Origin of the sequence: Paenibacillus sp. GD4, from assembly GCF_030846225.1 — a bacterium.
GTDB lineage: Bacteria > Bacillota > Bacilli > Paenibacillales > NBRC-103111 > Paenibacillus_G > Paenibacillus_G silviterrae.
The window spans coordinates 1,911,934-1,933,395 of sequence record NZ_JAVCYK010000001.1; the positions used below are offsets into that span (position 1 = coordinate 1,911,934).

General features: G+C 53.9%; 13 protein-coding genes, 12 tRNA genes and 2 riboswitches. Of the genes, 2 read left to right on the forward strand and 23 right to left on the reverse strand.

Annotation, left to right across the window (positions count from 1 at the left end):
* Positions 1 to 406: 406 nt before the first annotated feature.
* From purF to RAC89_RS08960, 9 genes are all read right to left on the reverse strand, one after another.
* Entirely contained in the window at positions 407 to 1,882 is a 1,476-nt protein-coding gene (purF, locus tag RAC89_RS08920) for an amidophosphoribosyltransferase (RefSeq protein WP_284642176.1), read from the reverse strand.
* Positions 1,867 to 4,110, reverse strand: coding sequence for a phosphoribosylformylglycinamidine synthase subunit PurL (purL, locus tag RAC89_RS08925; protein ID WP_306613093.1), 2,244 nt, complete (start codon positions 4,108 to 4,110; stop codon positions 1,867 to 1,869). The genes purF and purL overlap by 16 nt, the downstream gene beginning before the upstream one ends.
* The gene (purQ, locus tag RAC89_RS08930) at positions 4,088 to 4,783 is read right to left on the reverse strand and encodes a phosphoribosylformylglycinamidine synthase subunit PurQ (protein ID WP_306613094.1); all 696 of its coding nucleotides are present in this window, start codon (positions 4,781 to 4,783) and stop codon (positions 4,088 to 4,090) included. The genes purL and purQ overlap by 23 nt, the downstream gene beginning before the upstream one ends.
* A gap of 27 nt (positions 4,784 to 4,810) precedes the next feature.
* A complete protein-coding gene (gene purS / locus RAC89_RS08935) occupies positions 4,811 to 5,053 on the reverse strand; it encodes a phosphoribosylformylglycinamidine synthase subunit PurS (protein ID WP_284642182.1) in 243 nt (80 codons plus the stop codon).
* 31 nt (positions 5,054 to 5,084) lie between these two features.
* The gene (locus RAC89_RS08940) at positions 5,085 to 5,981 is read right to left on the reverse strand and encodes a phosphoribosylaminoimidazolesuccinocarboxamide synthase (RefSeq protein ID WP_306613095.1); all 897 of its coding nucleotides are present in this window, start codon (positions 5,979 to 5,981) and stop codon (positions 5,085 to 5,087) included.
* Positions 5,982 to 6,005: 24 nt separating this feature from the next.
* Positions 6,006 to 7,301, reverse strand: a complete 1,296-nt coding sequence (purB, locus tag RAC89_RS08945) for an adenylosuccinate lyase (protein ID WP_306613096.1) — start codon at positions 7,299 to 7,301, stop codon at positions 6,006 to 6,008.
* 25 nt (positions 7,302 to 7,326) lie between these two features.
* Positions 7,327 to 8,511 (reverse strand): 5-(carboxyamino)imidazole ribonucleotide synthase, encoded by a 1,185-nt coding sequence (gene purK, locus RAC89_RS08950; RefSeq protein WP_306613097.1) that lies wholly within the window; start codon positions 8,509 to 8,511, stop codon positions 7,327 to 7,329.
* Positions 8,508 to 8,993, reverse strand: coding sequence for a 5-(carboxyamino)imidazole ribonucleotide mutase (gene purE / locus RAC89_RS08955; protein ID WP_284642190.1), 486 nt, complete (start codon positions 8,991 to 8,993; stop codon positions 8,508 to 8,510). Before purE ends, purK begins: the two co-directional genes overlap by 4 nt.
* A 144-nt stretch (positions 8,994 to 9,137) precedes the next feature.
* Positions 9,138 to 9,240, reverse strand: a riboswitch (purine riboswitch).
* Positions 9,241 to 9,352: 112 nt separating this feature from the next.
* The gene (locus RAC89_RS08960) at positions 9,353 to 10,069 is read right to left on the reverse strand and encodes a DUF6483 family protein (RefSeq protein WP_306613098.1); all 717 of its coding nucleotides are present in this window, start codon (positions 10,067 to 10,069) and stop codon (positions 9,353 to 9,355) included.
* Between the two features lie 148 nt (positions 10,070 to 10,217).
* A riboswitch (cyclic di-AMP (ydaO/yuaA leader) is annotated at positions 10,218 to 10,385 on the forward strand.
* Between RAC89_RS08960 and RAC89_RS08965 the strand changes: the two genes are divergently transcribed.
* Positions 10,386 to 11,207, forward strand: coding sequence for a stalk domain-containing protein (locus RAC89_RS08965; protein ID WP_306613099.1), 822 nt, complete (start codon positions 10,386 to 10,388; stop codon positions 11,205 to 11,207).
* A gap of 126 nt (positions 11,208 to 11,333) precedes the next feature.
* Positions 11,334 to 12,029, forward strand: coding sequence for a polysaccharide deacetylase family protein (locus RAC89_RS08970; protein ID WP_284642195.1), 696 nt, complete (start codon positions 11,334 to 11,336; stop codon positions 12,027 to 12,029).
* 54 nt (positions 12,030 to 12,083) lie between these two features.
* Here the strand turns inward: RAC89_RS08970 and RAC89_RS08975 are convergent, their stop codons facing one another.
* The 14 genes from RAC89_RS08975 to RAC89_RS09040 all read right to left on the reverse strand — a co-directional run bounded on the left by RAC89_RS08975 (position 12,084) and on the right by RAC89_RS09040 (position 21,351).
* Complete coding sequence (locus RAC89_RS08975) at positions 12,084 to 12,284, reverse strand: hypothetical protein (protein WP_284642197.1); 201 nt, start codon at positions 12,282 to 12,284, stop codon at positions 12,084 to 12,086.
* Positions 12,285 to 12,387: 103 nt separating this feature from the next.
* On the reverse strand, positions 12,388 to 20,040 hold the full coding sequence (locus RAC89_RS08980; RefSeq protein WP_306613100.1) for an S-layer homology domain-containing protein: 7,653 nt from the start codon (positions 20,038 to 20,040) through the stop codon (positions 12,388 to 12,390).
* Positions 20,041 to 20,191: 151 nt separating this feature from the next.
* Positions 20,192 to 20,265, reverse strand: a tRNA-Pro gene (locus RAC89_RS08985).
* Between the two features lie 143 nt (positions 20,266 to 20,408).
* A tRNA-Arg gene (locus RAC89_RS08990) sits at positions 20,409 to 20,485 on the reverse strand.
* A 5-nt stretch (positions 20,486 to 20,490) separates the two neighbouring features.
* Positions 20,491 to 20,565, reverse strand: a tRNA-Gly gene (locus RAC89_RS08995).
* A 5-nt stretch (positions 20,566 to 20,570) separates the two neighbouring features.
* Positions 20,571 to 20,654 (reverse strand) — tRNA-Leu (locus RAC89_RS09000).
* A gap of 12 nt (positions 20,655 to 20,666) precedes the next feature.
* A tRNA-Leu gene (locus tag RAC89_RS09005) sits at positions 20,667 to 20,752 on the reverse strand.
* An 8-nt stretch (positions 20,753 to 20,760) separates the two neighbouring features.
* A tRNA-Lys gene (locus tag RAC89_RS09010) sits at positions 20,761 to 20,833 on the reverse strand.
* Between the two features lie 10 nt (positions 20,834 to 20,843).
* Positions 20,844 to 20,915 (reverse strand) — tRNA-Gln (locus tag RAC89_RS09015).
* A 13-nt stretch (positions 20,916 to 20,928) separates the two neighbouring features.
* Positions 20,929 to 21,001: transfer RNA gene (locus tag RAC89_RS09020), tRNA-His, on the reverse strand.
* A 17-nt stretch (positions 21,002 to 21,018) separates the two neighbouring features.
* Positions 21,019 to 21,092, reverse strand: a tRNA-Trp gene (locus RAC89_RS09025).
* A 6-nt stretch (positions 21,093 to 21,098) separates the two neighbouring features.
* Positions 21,099 to 21,183, reverse strand: a tRNA-Tyr gene (locus RAC89_RS09030).
* A gap of 12 nt (positions 21,184 to 21,195) precedes the next feature.
* Positions 21,196 to 21,271: transfer RNA gene (locus tag RAC89_RS09035), tRNA-Thr, on the reverse strand.
* A 7-nt stretch (positions 21,272 to 21,278) separates the two neighbouring features.
* Positions 21,279 to 21,351 (reverse strand) — tRNA-Phe (locus RAC89_RS09040).
* Positions 21,352 to 21,462: the final 111 nt, after the last annotated feature.

Here is a 21,462-nt window from a genome sequence, read left to right on the forward strand (position 1 = left end):
TTGCCTTGCGGCCTCTCTTGATCAGGAGTTCTCAAACTAATTTACCTTGCGGTAAGAACTCCTGATCAAAGGAGGCACGTAAACTCTCCAGGCAACACACGACCCTTCGCCTATCGGCACTCCACTGAATAAAATCCACGCCCGAAAAACCGGCGGTTATTGTAGTTGGGTCTGATAACTCCGTTGCATTGTATCGGTGGTATAGGTTACTCCAAGTGCAATGTGTGCGATAGCGGCACTGTTGGACGCTATTGCCTGCTCCACAAGCACCATGCATCGCATTAACGGCACTCAGGTGCGCTATTCCACTCTGGAACCGGCTACCCACTGCCTCGTGCCGCACTTAGCGGCGAGGGCCGTTATTGCCTGCTCCACTCGCACCATGCATCGCATTAGCGCCACAGCCTCAATCGCACCCGCCGCAAGAAGCCGCAGCTCCGTCCGGTACCTGCGTCGGATACTGGTTGTCGAAGCACGCGGTGCAGTGACCGCGATTGATCTCCGCGTTCGGGCGGCCGATGGCAGCCAGCAGGCCGTCCTTCGTCAGGAAGTGCAGCGAGTCGGCGTTGATCGCCTTACGGATCTCCTCGACCGACTTCGTCGCCGCGATCAGCTCCTTGCGGTCCGGCGTATCGATGCCGTAGAAGCATGGGTTCGCGAAAGGCGGCGAGCTGATGCGCACATGCACTTCCGTTGCTCCCGCTTCGCGAAGCAGGTTTACGATCCGCAAGGAAGTCGTGCCGCGCACGATCGAATCGTCGATCATGACAACCCGCTTACCGGCCACAATACTCCGTACGGCCGACAGCTTCATTTTTACCCCCTGTTCGCGCAGCTCTTGCGAAGGCTGAATGAATGTCCGGCCCGTGTAGCGGTTCTTGATCAGCCCCAGCTCGTACGGAATGCCCGTCTGCTCGGCAAAGCCGATCGCCGCCGAAATTGAGGAATCCGGCACACCGGTAACTACATCCGCATCCACGAACGCTTCCAGCGCCAACTGCTTACCCATCCGTTTCCGGGCGGAATGGATGTTGATCTCGTCGATATCGCTATCCGGACGAGCAAAATAAATATATTCCATCGCACAGATCGCACGCTGCTTCATCGGCGAGAACCGATCCTCGACAACGCCGCTTTTCATATCCAGCACAAGCAGCTCGCCTGGTGCAATGTCACGGTAGTACGTGCCGCCCACCGCATCGAACGCGCATGTCTCGGAGGCGAACAGCCAAGCATTACCCAAACGGCCTGCGACAAACGGACGCAACCCGTGAGGGTCCCGTGCAACGATCAGCTTATCCTTTGTCTGGAACAGGAAAGCATACGCTCCCTCAACCTGCAGCAGCGCTTCCTTCACCGCCAGCACGATATCATCGTGCTTTGAGCGTGCGATCAAGTGAGCCACAACCTCGGTATCGCTTGTCGTTTGGAAGATCGAGCCCGAGCGCTCGAGCCGCTTTTTGATCTCCGGGGCATTGTGCAGGTTCCCGTTCGTAGCGATTGCTAGATCACCTTCGCGGTATTTGAACACCAACGGCTGTGCATTCGCCAGCTTGCTCTCACCCGAGGTGGAGTAACGCACATGGCCGATCGCATTGCTGCCGACCAATTCGGCAAGCACATCATTCGTAAAAACTTCCTTCACCAAACCCATGTTGCGGTGGTAATTGAACTTCTCCCCATCCGCCACACAGATCCCGGCGCTTTCTTGTCCGCGGTGCTGCAAGGCATGCAGACCGTAATAGGAAAGCGAGGCGGCCTCAGGATGACCGAACACCCCGAATACGCCGCACTCCTCCCGCAATTTATCGAACAGCCCGTCATGGCTGTTAATTCCTTCGTTATAGAATCGCCCCGTCCAAAGCTTTAGTGCATCAGACATGGAATCGCATCCTTCCAGACCTTTTCTAATTGTGCTACCGATGCTTCTACAACAGGGGACCCATTCACACTCACGCGCAGGTCGGAGCCGCCGACTACGCCCAGCTTCTGCACAGGAATTCCGCGACCGCTCAGGAAAGCAGCCAGCTCCTCCGCTTGATCAGCGGAAGCACTTACGAGAACACGGGATTGGCTTTCGCTGAACAGCGCAATATCGCTGCGCAGCTCACTCGCGAAATTCACATCGGCGCCCAAACGACCGCTGATGCAGCTCTCAGCCAACGCTACCGCCAAGCCGCCTTCGGCCAGGTCATGCGCCGAAGCAACCAGACCCGCTTGAATCGCAGCGAGCAAACCGTCCTGAAGCTTCTTCTCCACCGCAAGATCAATCGCAGGAGGACGACCTTCGGTCACGCCATGTACAACGTACTGGAACTCGGAACCGCCCAGCTCCGCACGAGTCTCACCCAACAGGAACACCACATCGCCTTCGCGCTTGAACGCTTGCGTCGTGATGTGATCCACATCGTGGACGAGGCCGACCATACCGACAACCGGCGTCGGGTAAATCGCGCCCTTCGCGTTCTCGTTGTACAAGCTCACATTACCGCCGATGACCGGCGTGCTCAACTGGCGGCAAGCCTCCGCCATCCCGTCAACCGCTTTTTCCAGCTGCCAGAAAATTTCCGGCTTCTCCGGCGAACCGAAGTTCAGGTTGTCCGTAATCGCCAGCGGCTCTGCGCCGGAGCATACGTTGTTCCGTGCCGCTTCCGCTACCGCGATCATACCGCCCACTTCCGGATCCAAATAAACATAACGTCCGTTGCAGTCGGTCGACATCGACAGCGCCTTACGCGTTCCCGGAACCGTAACAACCGCAGCATCCGAACCCGGACGAACCGCTGTAGAAGTACGCACCATGTAGTCATACTGATTGTAAACCCACTCTTTGCTTGCGACTGTCGGGGAGGCCAACACCTTCAACAAAGCACCGTTCAAATCCGTCACTTCCGCATAGCGGGTAGTATCGACGGAAGCACCGGCTTCGTAATAAGCAGGCACCGCCGAAGGCTTGTTATATACAGGGCACTCGTCAACAAGCGCGGTTACCGGCATATCGCCGACCAGCTCGCCCTTGTGATACAGCTTCAAGCGCCCGTCATCCGTTACTTTACCGACCTTCGCACAGATCAGGCCCCAACGCTCGAAAATTTCAACCGCCTGCGCTTCATGCTCCGGCTTTACAACGAACAGCATGCGCTCTTGTGATTCGGACAGCATCATTTCGTAAGGTGTCATGCCTTCTTCACGCTGTGGAACCATATCGAGGTTCAGCTCGATGCCGTTGCCTGCTTTGGAAGCCATCTCTGCACTGGAGCAAGTCAGACCCGCTGCACCCATATCCTGAATACCGACAACAATACCGCTATTAATGAGCTCCAAGCAGGACTCCAGTACAAGCTTCTCCATGAAAGGGTCACCCACTTGAACCGCAGGACGCTTTGCTTCAGACTCTTCCGTCAGCTCCTCCGACGCGAAGGTCGCGCCATGAATCCCGTCACGGCCAGTAGGAGGACCTACGTAGAATACCGGGTTGCCGATCCCTTTGGCCACACCGCGTTGAATTTTGTCATGGTCAATAATACCTACACACATCGCGTTAACCAGCGGATTGCCCTCATAGCTCTCATCGAACATCACTTCGCCGCCAACCGTCGGAATCCCGATACAGTTGCCGTAGCCGGCAATACCCGAAACTACGTGCTCGAACAAATACTTCACACGCTCATTCTCCAGACGGCCGAAGCGCAAGCTGTTCAGCACCGCCACCGGGCGCGCACCCATGGAAAAAATATCGCGGATAATCCCGCCCACACCTGTCGCGGCGCCTTGATAAGGCTCGATCGCGGAAGGGTGGTTGTGCGATTCGATTTTGAATACGACCGCTTGATTGTCGCCGATATCCACGATCCCTGCGCCTTCGCCGGGACCCATCAGCACGCGAGGCCCTGTTACAGGGAACTTGCGCAGAACAGGCTTCGAATTTTTATAAGAACAGTGCTCGGACCACATGACGCTGAATACGCCGATCTCTACATAGTTAGGCTTCCGGCCCAGGAATCCGCAGATTTTGGCATACTCATCATCCGTTACGCCCATCTGCTTGTAAATTTTTTGCTCCTCGATTTGCTGTGCCGTAGGCTCCTTAGCCGATAGCTGCTGCGCCATGCTTTTCCCTCCAAGTGCTCAAGATCGATGTGAACATCCGCTTGCCGTCCGCCGAGCCCAAAATTTCCGCAACCGCGCGCTCCGGGTGAGGCATCATGCCAAGTACATTGCCTTGTTTGTTGCAAATTCCTGCAATATCGTCAACCGAACCGTTCGGATTGTTGCCTGCTTCATAACGGAACACGATCTGGTTATTGGCCTTCAGCTCCGCCAGACCCGCTTCGTCGATATAATAGTTGCCTTCGCCGTGAGCGATAGGAATATTGATCAATTCGCCTTGCTTATATTCGGATGTAAAAGGAGTCGCCGTATTCTCCACCTGCAGCATCGCCGCATGGCAGCGGAACTTCAGAGATTGGTTGCGAAGCATCGCGCCCGGCAGCAGGCCGGACTCAAGCAAAATTTGGAACCCGTTGCAGATCCCCAGGATGTACTTTCCCTCTTCAGCCGCTTTCACTACCGCATTCATTACCGGAGCAAAACGCGCAATCGCGCCGCAGCGCAGATAGTCACCGTAAGAGAAGCCGCCAGGTACCAGGATGCAATCGTATTTGGACAAATCCGTTTCTGTATGCCATACATAATCAACAGGCTGACCGATCGTTTCTTCTACCGCCTTGTAGCAGTCGATATCACAATTGGAGCCGGGAAACACCAACACTGCGAAATTCATATCGTGCTCCTCCTCAAAATTGTGATTTTACGCTAGTTCGTATCTATAGTCTTCAATAACGGTGTTCGCCAGAAGCTTCTCGCACATCGACTTCACGCGCTCTTCCGCAACGGCACGATCCGTGGTGTTCAGTTCTACTTCCAAGTATTTGCCGATGCGCACCTTGCCTACTTCATCGAAGCCCATGGAGTGCAGTGCGCCCGATACCGCCGCACCTTGTACGTCCAATACGTTTTGCTTGATCGTTACGTAAACCGTTGCTTTTAACATGGAAAATAGCCTCCTTGGCTCGATCTAAAATTTATTTATTAGAAACCAATCGGTTATAAATGTCTCGGTAGCGCCGCGACGTTTCGTCCACCACATGCTGCGGCAAGGGATCCGGCTCGCTGTTCTTGTCCCAGTCCGTGCCGGCCAGGTAGGTCCGAACCGGCTCCTTGTCCATCGAGTCGATCTCGATGTCCAGCGCGTAATTCTCCTTCGCCCAAAAGCGCGACGAATCCGGCGTGAAGATCTCGTCGATCAGGATGATCTCGCCGTCAATCAGTCCGAACTCAAACTTCGTGTCCGCCAAAATAATGCCGCGCTCCTCGCAATACGCACGGGCGAATTCGTACAAGCGGATGCTCTTCTCCTCCAGCTGGCGTGTCAGCTCGGCCCCAACCAGCTCCTCCATGCGGGCGATCGAGATGTCCTCGTCATGGCCCACATCGTTCTTCGCCGCCGGCGTGAAGATCGGCTCCGGGAACCGCTCGTTCTTGCGCATACCCGCGGGCAGCTTGTGCCCGTTGACCTCGCCGCTCTGCTGATACTGTCTCCAGCCGCCGCCGGTAATGTAGCCGCGAACGACGCATTCGATATCGATCCGCTGCGCTTTCTTCGTTACCATGAAGCGGTCCTTCATGATCTCGCGATCCGCAATCACATCACCTAAACGATCCACATCGCCATGCACTACATGATTCTCTTGAATGCCGGCCGTTTGCTCAAACCAGAATTTGCTCAAGCTGTTCAGGACGTTGCCCTTATCCGGTACGGCCGGGCTCAGCACCCAGTCGAATGCCGAGATCCGGTCCGTCACCGCAATCAGGTAATGCTCTCCCAAATCGTACAGCTCACGAACCTTGCCTTTGTAGAGCAGCGGCGCCTTTACATAAGGCTCAGCGCTCGAAATCGCTACCGTCGTTTGCTCGTTCACTTGTTTCTCCTCCGCCCTAAAGACTTAGCTTAAGCCCAGTCGTTTGAAAATCGTATCCACATGCTTTAAATGCCAGCTCGGATTGAACGCATCGTCTATCTCTTCCGCACTCAGCACGCTCGTGATATCAGCGGACTCCTCCACGATCTTGCGGAACGAGCGCTGCTCCTCCCACGCCTGCATCGCACGCGGCTGCACGGTGTCGTAAGCTTTTTCACGGCTCCAGCCCTTATCGATCAGCTTCGTCATCACGCGACCGGAGAATGGAACGTCGTACGTAGAACGCATGTTGCGCTTCATATTTTCCGGGAATACCGTCAGGTTCTTGATGATGTTGCCCAAACGGTTCAGCATGTAGTTCAGGAGAATCGTCGCATCCGGCAAAATGATCCGCTCCACCGAGGAGTGCGAGATATCGCGCTCATGCCACAATGGCACGTTCTCATAGGCGGAAATCATATGTCCGCGGATGACGCGCGCCAGACCGGAGATGCTTTCACAGCCGATCGGATTGCGTTTGTGCGGCATCGCCGAGGAGCCCTTTTGCCCTTTCGCGAACGGCTCTTCGACTTCTCGGAACTCACTTTTCTGCAGAGCGCGAATTTCCGTAGCGAACTTATCGAGCGACGTAGCCACCAATGCCAAGGTCGCCATATATTCCGCATGACGGTCACGCTGCAGCGTTTGGGTCGAGATCGGAGCCGGCTTCGTGCCCAGCTTCTTCGTCACATACTCTTCAACGAAAGGATCAATGTTCGCGTAAGTACCTACGGCGCCGCTAATCTTTCCGTACTGCACGCCGTCCGCCGCAAACTTGAATCGCTCCAGATTACGCTTCATTTCCTCGTACCAGAGCGCCATTTTCAAACCGAAAGTAGTCGGCTCGGCATGTACGCCATGTGTCCGGCCCATCATCGCCGTGTCCTTGTATTGAATCGCTTTGTCCTTCAGAATCTCAATGAAGTTCTGAATGTCCTTCTCAAGAATCTCGTTCGCCTGACGCAGCAGGTAGCCCAGCGCCGTATCAACCACGTCTGTGGAAGTCAAGCCGTAATGAACCCATTTGCGCTCCGGTCCGCACGTTTCGGATACCGCACGGGTGAACGCGATGACATCGTGGCGAGTCTCCTGCTCAATCTCATAGATACGGTCGATGTTGAAGCTTGCATTCTTGCGCAGCTCCACTACGTCTTCCTTCGGGATCACGCCCAGCTCCGACCAAGCCTCGCAGGCCAGCAGCTCCACTTCCAAATAGGCGTCAAACTTGTTTTGCTCCGTCCAAATGCGCCCCATCTCGGGTCTTGTATACCGTTCGATCATGGTTTCTTACTCCTCCGTGTGTGTACTATCTATTTTTAGTTTCCCAAATGTTAGAAGCCGTTATCCAACGCATCGCCGTCTCCGCCGAACCGGTAAGCAGGTTCACATGCCCCATCTTCCGGCCGGTCTTCGCTTCCGCCTTCCCGTACAGGTGCACCTTTGCGGTCACTCCCTCGACGGCTGTCTCCGACTCCGTCTTTACAATCCACTCCAGCAGCGGCTCCACATGCTCTCCTAGCACGTTCACCATCACTACAGGTGTCAGCAAAGCCGGATCTCCGAGCGGCAGATTGCAGATCGCACGTACATGCTGCTCGAACTGCGACGTCTTGCAAGCCTCCATCGTGTAATGCCCTGAGTTGTGAGGACGCGGCGCCAGCTCATTGACGTAAAGCTCTCCGTCCTTCGTCAGAAACATCTCAACGGCGATCAAGCCGATCACATCCAGCTCCTCAGCAATTCTTACAGCCATTCGCTCCGCCTCAGCCAGCACCGCATCCGCTGCTCTTGCCGGCACGATCGACAGGTGAAGAATATTGTTCACATGCACGTTCTCCGCCACGGGAAAAGCCTTCACTTCCCCGCGCGGGCTCCGCGCCGCGATCACCGAAATTTCCTTGTCGAAGTGGATGAACTGCTCCAGCACCAGCTCCGTTTTCGCGCGGCTCAGCGTCTCATACGCTTCCGGCACCTCGTCCAGCGACCGGATCACCCATTGCCCTTTGCCGTCGTAGCCGCCGGTGGCCGTCTTCAGCACGCATGGCGTTCCGAACCGCTCTACCGCTGCCCGAAGCTCCTCCGCGCTGCCGATCTCTGCGTAAGGCGCTACCTTCACTCCCGCAGCTTCGATAGCCCGCTTCTCACGCAAGCGGTGCTGTGTCGTGTAGAGCAGCTGACTGCCCTGCGGCACGTAAGACTCGCTCATCAGCAGCTTCGTTACATCGGCATCCACATTCTCGAATTCATAAGTAATCACGTCCGCGAGGTCCGCGAGCTGTCTTGCTGCATCCACATCGTGATAGGCGGCCGTAATCTGCCGATCCGCCACTTGTCCGCACGGGGAATCGGGGGTCGGGTCCAGCGTTACGAATCGATAGCCCATCGCGCGGCCCGCCAGAGCCAGCATGCGCCCCAGCTGTCCGCCGCCCAGCACACCGATCGTTCCGCCCGGCGCTATCACCTTGCTTGCGTCATAAGCCTTGGAACTCATAACAGCTCACTGCTTTCGATGACCTTCTGAGCGATCCGCTCACGACGGTCTGCAATCTTCTGCTGCAGCGCTGGATCGAACGCGCCGAGAATCTGTGCGGCCAGAAGGCCTGCATTGGTCGCACCGGCATGGCCGATGGCTACCGTGGCCACGGGAATCCCGCCAGGCATCTGCACGATCGAGTAGAGTGAATCCACACCGCTCAGCGTCGAAGTCTTCACCGGAACGCCGATGACCGGCAAAATCGTCTTCGAGGCAACCATCCCCGGCAAATGCGCCGCGCCGCCCGCTCCCGCGATAATGACCTTCAAACCGCGCTCTATAGCGGATTCCGCATACTGAAACATCAGGTCCGGCGTGCGATGCGCGGAAACGACCTTTTTCTCGTAAGGCACGCCGAGCTCATCAAGTACGTCACACGCGTGCTTCATCGTCTCCCAATCCGACTGGCTTCCCATAATGACACCAACAAGAACAGACATCACGAACCTCCATCTAAAAATTTCATCTATTATGAAAACAAAAAACGCCCTGGGTGATAGAGTTGCAGCCTATGCAATCTACCGGCAGGACGACAAGAAGTACCCCTAAGCGCAAGCTAAGGCCGTGCATCGCGTGCCGACCTTTCCATTTCTTCGCTTACTCGTAGTCCAAAAATTTAAGGTTTTCGGGTAGAGACTTATCGGGCCATATTCCCGACATTATACGAGATGATTCGACGATATTCATACTGATTGTGGAGCATTTTGCCTTTTTAGTTTACCGCCATTCACATCGCATGTCAACATTAAAAACCGAACATTCAATATTTTATCAAGAAAAATAGTTCGCATTTCACAGTTCATTCACGCTTATTTTCCAGACGTGCCGAAACCTTCCGTTTCATTTCCTGAAGTTCCCTAAGCAGCTCCTCAACTTCCTCCGACGATAAGCCGCCTGCGGACAGCTCTTGCTCCGACAGTCCTGTCCATGGCTGCACCATCTCCGCTCCGCGGTATAACAGCTCTAGCAGCTGCTCCTCCTTCCCGCCACCTGAAATTGCTTCTATATAATGAAACAAAGCATCCTCCGCCTTCGCCCATCGGCCGGTTTCATTATAATAGGGGAATAGCAGAGTCAATAACCCCTCCGGCTTGCTCGACCGCTCTACCGGAATCAGTAACTCGTCAATTAATACGATAAAAGCGTCCCGCCATTCTCCCTCCAATGCATCAGGTATTCTTGCCGTCAGCAGCAGTTCGGCTGCCTTAAGCCTGCATTGCCGCGCCCCTTGAACCTCTCCGAGATCGTCGAGCAGTAAAGCCTCCGCCTTCAGCATATCCCCGAGCGCCAGAGTTTTCCCGAGATCCACCTCACCCGTTTTGGACAGCAGCAGAAGCAAATCCTTTACCGACAACGCCCTGACCAGGTCTGAATTCAAGCCTAGAAGCTGCTTCATCGCCTGGTTCAGAAGCGCCATCGCTTCCTCAAGCTGCCTGTTTTTCCTCAGGAACATCACCTTGTGGATCGCCTCGGCCGCCTGCTTGATGAGCCGCAATATATAATCCCGTTGATACATAATCTTCCCCTCTTCCGACAGAAAACGCGCTTATCTTCCGAATATACCTTATTGTACCACTGGCGCCCTGCTCATGGAAAAGCTTCTTCCAAATAGAGGGAGGATTTGGATGAATTTATGAGTTGAGCTCGAATTTATCCTGTGGTAAATTTAAAAAATGCCGAATCATACAGTTTTTCATGTACGTACGGGGGACGCATTACCCATGGGGTGAATGCTGCGCCGCGCGGCTTGGCAGCCGTAACGGAACGCAGCTAGGGAGCATACCTCTTCCCGAACCCGACAACTAACCTCGGAGGCAAATAGGAGGAACTCAATGTCACTTTTTTCTCGTACCAAAGGCTTTGCTTTGGCATGCGCTTTGGCGCTGCCGCTTGTTTTCGCAAGCACACCGGCTCACGCCGCACCGGCGCTCACCAACGATGATGTAAAGGTGCAGGTGAACGACAAGCTGGTGGTGTTCCCTGACGCACAGCCGTTTATCGACCCGGAGCAGCACAAGCTTCAGGTTCCGGCACGTATCATTGCCGATCAGCTTGGATTGAAGACGTCTTGGACCCAGAACGGCTCGGATATCCAGATCGCTTTATCCAACGAGAAAACGACCGTCTCTTTTACCTTAGGCAATCCAACCATTTCTATAAACGGACAAGCCTCCTCCCAAACGTACAATACGGCACTTATTGACGGTCGTGCTTATGTTCCATTCCGATTGATCTCAGATGCCTTTGGCATGATAGCTCAGTGGGATGGTACGAACCGGATCGGCATTTACGGCACCGACGGCAAATATTACGCTCCTGCGTGGTATGCACCCAAGTATGAGAAGGTCATCGAAGCGAAGGCAACCGCCTATACCGCTTCCCCTTCCGAGAATGGCTGGGGCGCCCGCGACTACATGGGCAACCCTCTGCAGCTCGGCACGATTGCCGTTGATCCCTCGGTTATTCCGCTTGGATCCAAGGTGTATATCGAAGGGTACTCGTTCGACGGTCTGCCTCAGGACGGGATGTTTGCTACGGCGACCGACGTAGGCAGCGCGGTGAAAGGCAACAAGATCGATATCTTCGTTCCTGTCAGCAAAAGCAAGGCTTACAATTTCGGCATTCAACAGGTTAAGATTTATGTGCTGAAGTAGGGAGAGAAAAGCAGTCTTCTGCATTCGTGGAAGGCTGCTTTTTTTTGCCTTAGGAGCTGCTTGCATAGAACGGTTGGCCGTTCCCCACTCTAATGAATAGATCTCATATCCGGAGGTGTACGTTAGATGAAGAAGCTCAGCCGTTTACCAATGTTGATGCTTGCTGCTTTATTAACCATGGGCAGCTCCTCCGCGAATCCGAACAGTGAGGTCGTGTGGAAGGTGGATACCGATCAGAAGCTGATCGCCATTACGTTCGATGATGGGCCGAACCCCCGCTATACCCCGCAAATTCTCGATATTTTGAACCAGTATCAAGCGAAGGCAACCTTCTTTGTATTAGGCAAAAGAGTACAGATGTACCCGAAGATCGCCATCCGTGAAGTGAACGAAGGGCATGAGATTGCGAATCACACCTTTGACCATCATTTTCTCAAAAACTACCCTGCCGAACGCCTCGTCGATGAGATCCGGCAAACGCAGGAGGTTATCTTCGATATAACTGAGCAAATGCCGCATGTTTTCCGGCCGCCGGGAGGCTTCTACAACGATACGCTGCTCCATTCGATGAAGGAGGACAAGCTCACGGTAGTCATGTGGTCCTGGTACCAGGATACTCAGGATTGGCGCAAGCCGGGTGTGGACAAGATTGTACAGACAGTGCTTGGCAATGTGCATAACGGCGATATTATTTTGTTCCACGACCTTGAGGGGGATTGCAGCCAAACCGTGGAGGCGTTGAAGCGGATTATCCCCGAGCTCAAACAGCAGGGCTATGAGTTTGTCACGGTATCCGATCTGATTTCGAGAACGAAAAAATAAACCCGAGTCCTCCGTCGGAGGCTCGGGTTTTATGCATTTGCTGAGGGAGCCTTGTTAGATCGGCTTCCCGTTTTCTTTATTATCGAAGCGCTGATCCCGGTTGTCATAAGGCCCTGGATTCAAATTTTCCGGCGGATTGATCTGCACCGGTTCATCCGTGGTGCGCGTCTTATACGAATTCACCGCACCCGCCATATGCGTCCCTAGATCCGCCAGTTCCGGATTCTCTTGGTTGTTTTGTACGTCGTTGCTCATGAGAGACACCTCCTGTAAGAATACATTCGAGGAGTAGTATGTCCTTAAAAGCGGGAGAACATAACCACCCCCTCCACCGCGAACAGTGAAGGGGTGCTCTCATCTACTCCTGTTTCTTCAGCATCCTGCCGACAACGATCGCAGCCTGAGCTCGGGTCGTAATGCCTTCCGGTCCAAAGGTCGTGTCCGTCATGCCTTGCATGAGGCCTTCCTTCAGCACCTTTTCCACGCCTTCCTTCGCCCAGTCTTGAACCTTGCCGCTGTCAGAGAACGCTCCTAAAGACGCACCAGCACTACTGGTCCCGCCTATACGAAGCAATTCAAGCGCCCGGCTCATCATGACCGCCATCTGCTCCCGGGTAATCGTCTCGTTCGGCTGGAACATACCGCCGTCCATTCCATTCACGAGACCCGATGCCGCCGCGGCTGTCACCACATCGTGGTACCAGGCGTCCGCGCTCACATCCGTGAAGGTCTGCTGACCTCCGGCAACACTTCCGCTAGAGGTAAGCCCCAACGCCCGTACCAGGATGGCCGCAAACTCCGCTCGGGTCACCGAGCCTTCCGGCTTGAACTCGCCGGACGAAACACCGTTTACAAGCAAGCGGCGCGCCATCCAATCGATATCCTGATAAGCCCAGTGCCCTACGGTATCGGCAAAGCTGTTCTTAAAGCTCATAGCCGCATACGGACCTGATGCGTCCGCTTCGAACCATAATCCGTCTTTACTCCGCACATGCTTCCATAATCCTATTCCAGCATCGTAACGATATACATCCGATACCTTCCCCTTCGCTGCGTTGAACTGTGCTGTTATGCCCTTTTGGTCGCTGCCTGAAAGTCCAATTACCTTATTTCCGTCCACAGCTTCCACACGAACAAACTGCAGGCCCGACACCAGCTGTAAGCCTTCGCTTTGTTTACGTGCTGAAGCGACTGCCGATTCAACCAGCTTAGTCTCCGCCTGATTGACAACCAAACGTACCTTCGCTCCGACAGGTACACCATCATATTTCAACTCGTCAGCCTTGAAACGGACATTCATCTGCTTTGATTTTAGCAGCAGTGTACCCTCCGCTTTGCCCAGCTGTCGCGCCGCTTCCAAAGGAAGCTCTACAACCACTTCCTCAACGGTGTCCGTAACCTCGACATACAGCTCTTTGCCCTTTATTCCATCCTTCAACGCATTAACTACTGCTTCTACAGGCACATTCACTATCACAGCATTCCCTGTACCAGAAGATTCCGGTTTGCGCTCTTTCGTGGCCGTTTCGCCGAGGTTCAACGGATCCTTATCCTGTGGTGAACCACCGCCAGCGCTAGGACCACCGAGTCCCCCAGGCCCGTCACCAGACGAATTTCCTTCTTCATCATAACGAACCTTCAATACATACTCACGTACCGCGGCACCACCGCCAAGCTCCACCTCGACACGGATATTCCCGTCTGCCGGAACGGTTATCGTCTTAGCTGCCCCGCTGACAGCAAGCTCCCCGCCGATGGTGAGCTTTGCTCCGGCATCAGCAGCGGTTGCCGTAAGTGCAAGCTGCTTCGTCCCTGCAGGAAGCACAAGCGTATACGCTAACGTTCCGGGTTCAAACGCAGGCGACAAGAGCCCCGTGCTCACCGACAACCCGCTTAATCCGGGATTCATGTCCGGCGTCAGCGACAATACCCCTGCCGCAGACCCATTGCCGCCCAGATCCTTCACCGCTCCATCGAGAAGCGTTAACTGGGCTGCTCCCGTAATCTGCTGTCCGTTCAGTGTCAGTACCAGCTCTTGTGTCTCGGCAATGCCCTTCTTCGTAGCGGCAACGGCCGAACTAATCGTTCCCGCAACGCCGTTCAACTGAAGCTTCGCTGTATCCGCACTGTACTGAATCGGCTCGTTGAACGTAAGGCGAATGACTCGACCTCCGCTCTCAGCCATCGCCTTGACCGCAATCGGTCCGGCGGTGTCTAGCTCCTTCACGATCAATCCATGCGGCCCGCTATTGGACGTCAGCATCGAAACACCCGCATAGCTAAGGAAGTACCTATTATCCAATGTCACGTTATACTCGCCGCCCGTAACCAATCGAGTCTTCGGCACCAGCCGAATCGTCCGGGACAGCTTCTCGTTGTTATCGCCCGTCTCTTCCTGAATGAACGCCGCCTGGTTCAGCTCTAGGGAACCCCCGCCTGCACCCGCCAGAACAATGGCACCTTCCGGCAGCCTCGTCACCTTCAAGTACTTCGAGAACGTTACATCCACGTAACTGCCCCCATCGTAGGTAACCCCTGTGACAGTAGCTATCTTCGGCTCCTCGCGGGAAACAAGTCCTGCATTCACTTCCGTATGAGGCGGTGGGACATCAAGCTCTGCACTGCTCTTAGGTAGGTAGCCGTTCTTGCTCCACTCGACCTTCCATTTGCCGGGCGGGACATCCCAGCCGTATTTGCCTTCCTTATCCGTTTGCTGAGGATTCACTTGACCGTATTCCCCGGCTTCGAGCCAAGGTCTCCATACCCCGTTATCCAGGTACATGACCTTTGCTTCGACGCCCTCCAGACGGTTGCTTTTTACCGCCTCGTACACATAACCGCTCGGATCATAGATCCACCTAGGATCGGCGATTTTCCGGCCCTTCTTCTTTTTCTTCTCCGGATCGTTACACTGATTATATCCGCTGCCGACGGAGTCGATCTGTGCATCCACATAGTTGTCGATCTTATCCTCGACCACACCCGTTACAACACCCGCAACCACCCCGGCAGGTCCGGTCAGCGCCATAGCCCCGGTCCATGCACCGAGAGCCGTTTTCGCCACCTCGCCAAGCACGACAGCCGCTAACGCCTTTCCTGCCTGCTTCGCGGTCGTCGGCATTTCATCTAGACAATCCAAGCCGCTCGTTTCCACGTTATACATGATCTTGTTGATTTTCTCCGCGTATTCCTTATAGCCGTCGAACTGATCCTTGATCTCGGAGATCTGGTCGTTTACTTCATCCACATCCGCCTTAATCTCCATAAAATATTCCGCCGTATGCCCCCAATCGCCGGAACCCGATAGCTTCGCCCTAGCGCCTGCGAACGATGCGGCACCTTGCTGAGCAACCATCTCTCTTGACATATAGCCCTTGATGGCTATCGCTAAGGAAACGTCCGTCTCCACCACTTCAAAGCTCTTCTGTACCGCAGGTACACCGGACCGCTCCGCAAGAGTGATTTCCTCCTGTGAAGGCTTATAGGCCGATTCCGGGTCGACGGTCATCGTAATGGTCATCCGTTTGTTCTTCAGCTGAGGGAACTGAAGCGTTGCTGAACCGGAGTATTTTCCATCCTTAAGCTCATAAGGCGTCGTCGATACGATCGTAAAATCACGCATTTTCGGCGGGAACGCTGCGCGAACCTCCTCCATGCTCGGCAGACGTCCGTCATAGGCTTGCGGCGTCTTTATCACATCATAATCAATGTAAATTCCGCCAAGCGAGCCGTTCGTCGTCGGCACGATCGCCCTGAACAGGTCTCCTTCCCGAACGGCCGGAATCGGCTCCCCTTCCTGCCCATCCATATAAACCCGAACGTTCTCAACCCTATCCGGTCTCGTGAACTCAAAATCAAACTGGAACGGATTCCCAGGATACACTGTGTAAACGAAATTCGGCGCATCCTTTCCAGGCTCAATCGTCATCCAGCGCTTATCCGGCAGCTGGGCAAACGCCATCCGCAGCAGCTGCGGTCCATCCTTATCATATTGCACATAGACCTTATCGGATTGCAGGGTAATGCTATCCTTTGTCGTGCTCGCCCAAAGCGCATGCAAGCTCGGATTGCCTAGATCCACGAGTGTAACGGCCGTCTTCCACATACCGGCTGCATTCGCCATCGCACCGCCGATTTTCACATTCGTATCGTAAATGCTGATCTCGCTTCCCGCCGGCGCATACCCGCTAACCACCGTCCGCATCCCTTCGTCGGAAATCCGGGTCGGAGCATCCAAGGTCACCCGCGGCGTATCCAGATGAACCGTGCCTAACGTTTCCTCCACTGCATCCGTCCCGAGCAGCCCCTTGATCCTGGCTCCCACAGCGGCGGTATCCTCGTTATAATCATGAGCTACCTGCAGCTTATACGTCACGATCCCGTTATCGTTTTTGGCCAAGGTGCCTAGCGGTACGGTGAGCAGACGTCCTTCCACGGTAATCGGTTCCTTGCCGCCGCTTACCGCCTTATTGCCGTTAGCATCCGAGACGAGTGACATCCCCTGAGGTATCTCCAACAGCAAAGCGGCATTCGTTAGGGTCCGGTCCTGATTATTACGGTAGGCAGCCCTCAAGGTCACCGTACTACCGGCCATCGCTCTGGCAGGAAGAGCCGAGAAATGATTGCCCGATTGATTTGTAAAATAACTTGTCGGACTAAAAGAAATCGTCCCTAAGCTCTTGATCTGCCCTTCGTCAATGGTGAAATCGACTTGCGCATATTCATATCGCGTCTTACTCCCGGTGTCACGGATCGTTCTCCCGATCTCCATTCGGAAGGTGCCGCCACGCGGAACATTAATGTTAAAAGGCGTCGTTTGGAAGCTCTCGTCCCAAACATTCGCGACTCTTTCCTTGCTGCCGCTCGGTTTGATTTCATAGATCGTAGCGTAGTAATAAATATTTCGTCCTAACCCTACGGAGCCTTGCACACGCGCACCTGTTTCTTGAAGCCTTACCTCGGCTGTCGCATTGGAGTTCTCATCCATAGTCACGGTTTGACATGAGTTCACATAAGCATGGATAGAACCAGATACGCACACCTGTACTGGCGTCCCTGGACTTCCGCCTAGTCTCACAGCGTTGGAATAATAAGTTCTTACCCAGCCGAACGGAGTCGATACATGGGACAGAAAGTTCTCATTTTGCATATCAAGCGGCCCCTGCCACTCGGTATCAAGCGCTTTTTTGTACACCTTCAAATTGACAACACCCTGATCCGGCTGCTTTACGGGAACGTCCAGGTACGTCGTCGTCTGGTCCGTCACTCTCGCCCTTACCTTGCCGGAGCTGTAATCATAGGAATACTCCGCCGCTTCCAGCTCAACCTCTCCTTGAAACAGCTCGAAGCGAACCTTGCCGTCCAAGCTCGTATGCCCTTGAATAACGACCGGCGGCATGCTGCTCTTCACCTTCTGTGTCGCCGTGACGTATGCGTTAAAAACCGGCTTGTTCTCCGGACTCTTCACCGTCACCTCAAGAACTCCCTTGCCTGGCGCAATCAGATTGACGGTGAGCACATTGTCCCCGCCATTCAGCTTGTAGCTCAAAGGGGTGCCGGGAGCCACCTCGTAGTAAAAATCACGCAAATCCAGCTCAGCCGTCACGTTCTGATCCCGCAGCAGACCATCTCTCCAATAGGTGGTGCCATCCTCTTGGGTATGCATGAATGCGATGGATTGTTGCTGGTCGTCCCACAACGTAACAGGAACGTTAGAGACCGGCTTACCCGTCGCATCCAGTACCTTCACCTGAAATCTTGCCGGTACGGATACAGGTACGGTAACGGCGTTCGTCCTGCCCGGCTCAATCCGTACATTATTTAAACGACCGATTTCATACCGTTCATCCGACGCATAGAGTGTAACCTCATAATCATCCCCCGGCCACAGCCCGTCAATCGCCTCAATACCATTCTCACGCACCGTCATCATGCGCTGATCTCCGGCTGTCGGGCTGTATAAGCTCAGCAGCGTCCCCCGTAACTCGGCAGGAGTCGCTCCACTCAAAGCCACCTGAAGCCCCCCGCCGACCGGAGCAGGCAACTCCTCCGCTTCCTTGACTTCAACCTGACCTCCCCCGCTGAGCATGAGCTTCATGCTCGTCAGCTCTGTCGTCTCCGGTGTCAGCTGCAGTTCTCCCATGTATAAGCCCGGGGCCGCGGCATTCTCCTTCAATGGGGCAGAGGCTGTTTTCGTCACTTGACCGCTTCCCGACCACTCTTTATAGGCCCACTCGACAATCGCTTCGCGCTTCGTCGCGCCTTGAGCGATTAATCGGATTTTACTGCCCTTTTTCAGCGGACCGTGATCCGTCTTTTCACCCAACCACGTTATACTGGTTTCCTCTTCACCCGGAGGCGGATTGCCTCCCCCTTGAGATTCCCAATTGTAGCTAGGACCGCTCATGCTGCGATGATACTTACTGTCAATTGCCTCTACTCGAAAAAGATAATCCGTATCCTCTTCCCGCACCTGATGGGTCAGTGTCAACGTTCTTGCTTCATTAGCGGATTTGTAAGCAATAGGGGTCCCGTTCTTATAAATCGCGTAGCCCGTAATCCCATCGGGGTCTGTTGCCGGCGTCCAAGTTAGTGTGATATGATCCTCACCAAGGTTTGTAGCGGTCAAGTTACTCCCTGCGGGCCAAGCTGGCGCCGTTCCATTTGCTGCGATGAAATAATCGAAGAACTCGAACTCAAAGCCGTTGATATTTTCCATATACTTGGAGAAAAATGAAACCGTCTGCCCTGTGTCTCCCAAGATCGGACGTTTTCCCGGAGAACGCAAAGGGATTGGTGCACCCGGAACGGAAATCCTTCTCGAAGACAATCCCTGCGCATCTGCAACATAAATCTCGGTGTCATTCCAAGCGCCGCTTTCTGATTTTACTTCATAAGCGACATAGGCCCCGTTCCGGCTGATGGATGGATACTGACTGTCCCCCGACAGCTGTGTGCCGTCTTCGTTTTGCGAGACACGGTTGAAGCTATTATTCGTATGGTCATAAACGTAGATGTCATCCCTATTGTTCGTATCACCCGGCACCAAGTTCGTTTTTGAGGTGGCAAAAGCAATATATCTTCCGTCCCCGCTGATCGATGGCGACTCCCCTTGCGTAATACGCTTCAGCTCATTGCCTGCCGAGGCGTTACGGTCGAAGAAGTACAGACTCTCTGTACCGATAAAATCCGTATCTTCTGTCAGCTTCGTATTGGATACGAACGCAAGCTTACTGCCATCCGCACTTATTGAAGGCGCCCAGCTGGCACTGTTCCATGTCTGTTCCTTCGGTACGCTGACTCTAGTCAGCTTCGAGCCTGCAGCTAAAGCGTCGTACAGGTATACATCCGCTTTTCCATCCGTGTCTCCGGCCACAAGTCCGTCGGCCTCCGTATCGAACGCAATATACCGACCGTCCGCATTGATTGAGACGTAATCCCGATCATTCATCCTGAACTCTGTAGAAGAGGTCGTTCCGTTCACAAGCTCTAAATAGTCCATTTCTCTATCGTATTTGTATACCTTTACCTTGCCGCTGATGAAATCCTCCGCATATGTATAAGCAAAATAACGCCCATTCGGTGACATGTCAAAATGCAGCACCGTCCCCGTCAGATCCGGAGTTTTGACCCTGCGGTATTGCCCTGTTTGCCGATCTTCTACCTCGATAACCTTTCTGCCTGTAGCTTGCTCATCATCCATAGCATACGTCATAAAAGCGAAATACCGCTCATCCGAGCTCAGCTTGGTATACGGTGAATCCGAAGCCGCATACACCATACTTAGAAATCCGTTATTCAGCTTACTTAACAGATTCCATGACAGCGGCGCAGCCAGACGGTAAGTTGCAGCAGCTACACTAGATACGGACTGAGCGCCGTATGGTTCTGCAACATTTCCCCCACTGCTTGTAGCATCTGCTGCCGACGGCAGCACCGATGTAGTTAACAGCAAGGCAGTCATGGTAGAAGCCATGGTTTTTCTAAGTTTTTGCCAACGAACTGATTTCACTGGTTTACCCTCCGATACGTCTGATACACATCGTATCACATTATATCGTACTTACCTAAGTTTTCCAGTGGTAAATTACACATTTTAGAAAAAATAAATAATAAAAAAACCACCTCTTTATGAAAAAGAGATGGTTGTGCGTTTGAAAGAATCGGGACGACACGATTCGAACATGCGACCCCCTGGTCCCAAACCAGGTGCTCTACCAAGCTGAGCTACGTCCCGTTACTAATATAAAGCTTTCATAGCGTGCCCTGAGAGATACGGCCTTTGGCCGACTGCGTAGTATTCCTACCGAAGCGCAGCTCCGACGAACTCCTTCGTCTGAATCTGTTTCCAGTTCACTTTGCAATTCGATGAAGCTTTAATGGCGTGCCCTGAGAGATTCGAACTCCCGACCTTTTGATTCGTAGTCAAACGCTCTATCCGGCTGAGCTAAGGGCACATATATGGAGCGGAAGACGGGACTCGAACCCGCGACCCTCGCCTTGGCAAGGCGATGCTCTACCACTGAGCCACTTCCGCAAGGATGCAGTCGAGAGGACTCGAACCTCCACGGCTGTTACACCACTAGAACCTGAATCTAGCGCGTCTGCCAATTCCGCCACGACTGCATATAGAGTTGATGGTGCGGTTGAGAGGACTCGAACCTCCACGAGCGTACGCCCACTACCCCCTCAAGATAGCGTGTCTGCCATTCCACCACAACCGCATAAAAAGTGAGTCATGTAGGACTCGAACCTACGACACCCTGATTAAAAGTCAGGTGCTCTACCGACTGAGCTAATGACTCATGAGATACACTGGGGATCTAGGATTCGAACCTAGGCATGACGGAGTCAAAGTCCGTTGCCTTACCGCTTGGCTAATCCCCATTACTGATTAAAGGGCGATCGAAGGGAATTGAACCCTCGAATGCCGGAGCCACAATCCGGTGCGTTAGCCACTTCGCCACGACCGCCACGTTATCAAAGGTACTGGCAGGGGCAGCAGGAATCGAACCCACACCAAAGGTTTTGGAGACCTTTGTTCTACCTTTAAACTATGCCCCTACAGACTGGTGGAGGCTGATGGATTCGAACCACCGAACTCAAGGAGAACAGATTTACAGTCTGCTGCGTTTGGCCACTTCGCTAAGCCTCCGTGGTATTACAATGGTGCCGCCGAGAGGACTTGAACCCCCAACCTACTGATTACAAGTCAGTTGCTCTACCAATTGAGCTACAGCGGCATAAAAGTGGCTCGGGACGGAATCGAACCGCCGACACGAGGATTTTCAGTCCTCTGCTCTACCGACTGAGCTACCGAGCCTAGTTAAAATAAAAAATGGCGGAGCCGACGGGATACTCTTCGTTGCACTCCGAGACTGTGATGTGAAGCTACCGAAGCTTATGCTCCGACGAACCCAAGGGTTCTCATCCC

Excerpts from the sequence above, each read along its gene's own strand:
- purF (WP_284642176.1), bottom strand. The coding sequence starts at position 1,882 with ATGTCTGATGCACTAAAGCTTTGGACGGGGCGATTCTATAACGAAGGA.
- purL (WP_306613093.1), bottom strand. The coding sequence starts at position 4,110 with ATGGCGCAGCAGCTATCGGCTAAGGAGCCTACGGCACAGCAAATCGAG.
- purQ (WP_306613094.1), bottom strand. The coding sequence starts at position 4,783 with ATGAATTTCGCAGTGTTGGTGTTTCCCGGCTCCAATTGTGATATCGAC.
- purS (WP_284642182.1), bottom strand. The coding sequence starts at position 5,053 with ATGTTAAAAGCAACGGTTTACGTAACGATCAAGCAAAACGTATTGGAC.
- purB (WP_306613096.1), bottom strand. The coding sequence starts at position 7,301 with ATGATCGAACGGTATACAAGACCCGAGATGGGGCGCATTTGGACGGAG.
- purK (WP_306613097.1), bottom strand. The coding sequence starts at position 8,511 with ATGAGTTCCAAGGCTTATGACGCAAGCAAGGTGATAGCGCCGGGCGGA.
- purE (WP_284642190.1), bottom strand. The coding sequence starts at position 8,993 with ATGTCTGTTCTTGTTGGTGTCATTATGGGAAGCCAGTCGGATTGGGAG.
- RAC89_RS08960 (WP_306613098.1), bottom strand. The coding sequence starts at position 10,069 with ATGTATCAACGGGATTATATATTGCGGCTCATCAAGCAGGCGGCCGAG.
- RAC89_RS08965 (WP_306613099.1), top strand. The coding sequence starts at position 10,386 with ATGTCACTTTTTTCTCGTACCAAAGGCTTTGCTTTGGCATGCGCTTTG.
- RAC89_RS08970 (WP_284642195.1), top strand. The coding sequence starts at position 11,334 with ATGAAGAAGCTCAGCCGTTTACCAATGTTGATGCTTGCTGCTTTATTA.
- RAC89_RS08975 (WP_284642197.1), bottom strand. The coding sequence starts at position 12,284 with ATGAGCAACGACGTACAAAACAACCAAGAGAATCCGGAACTGGCGGAT.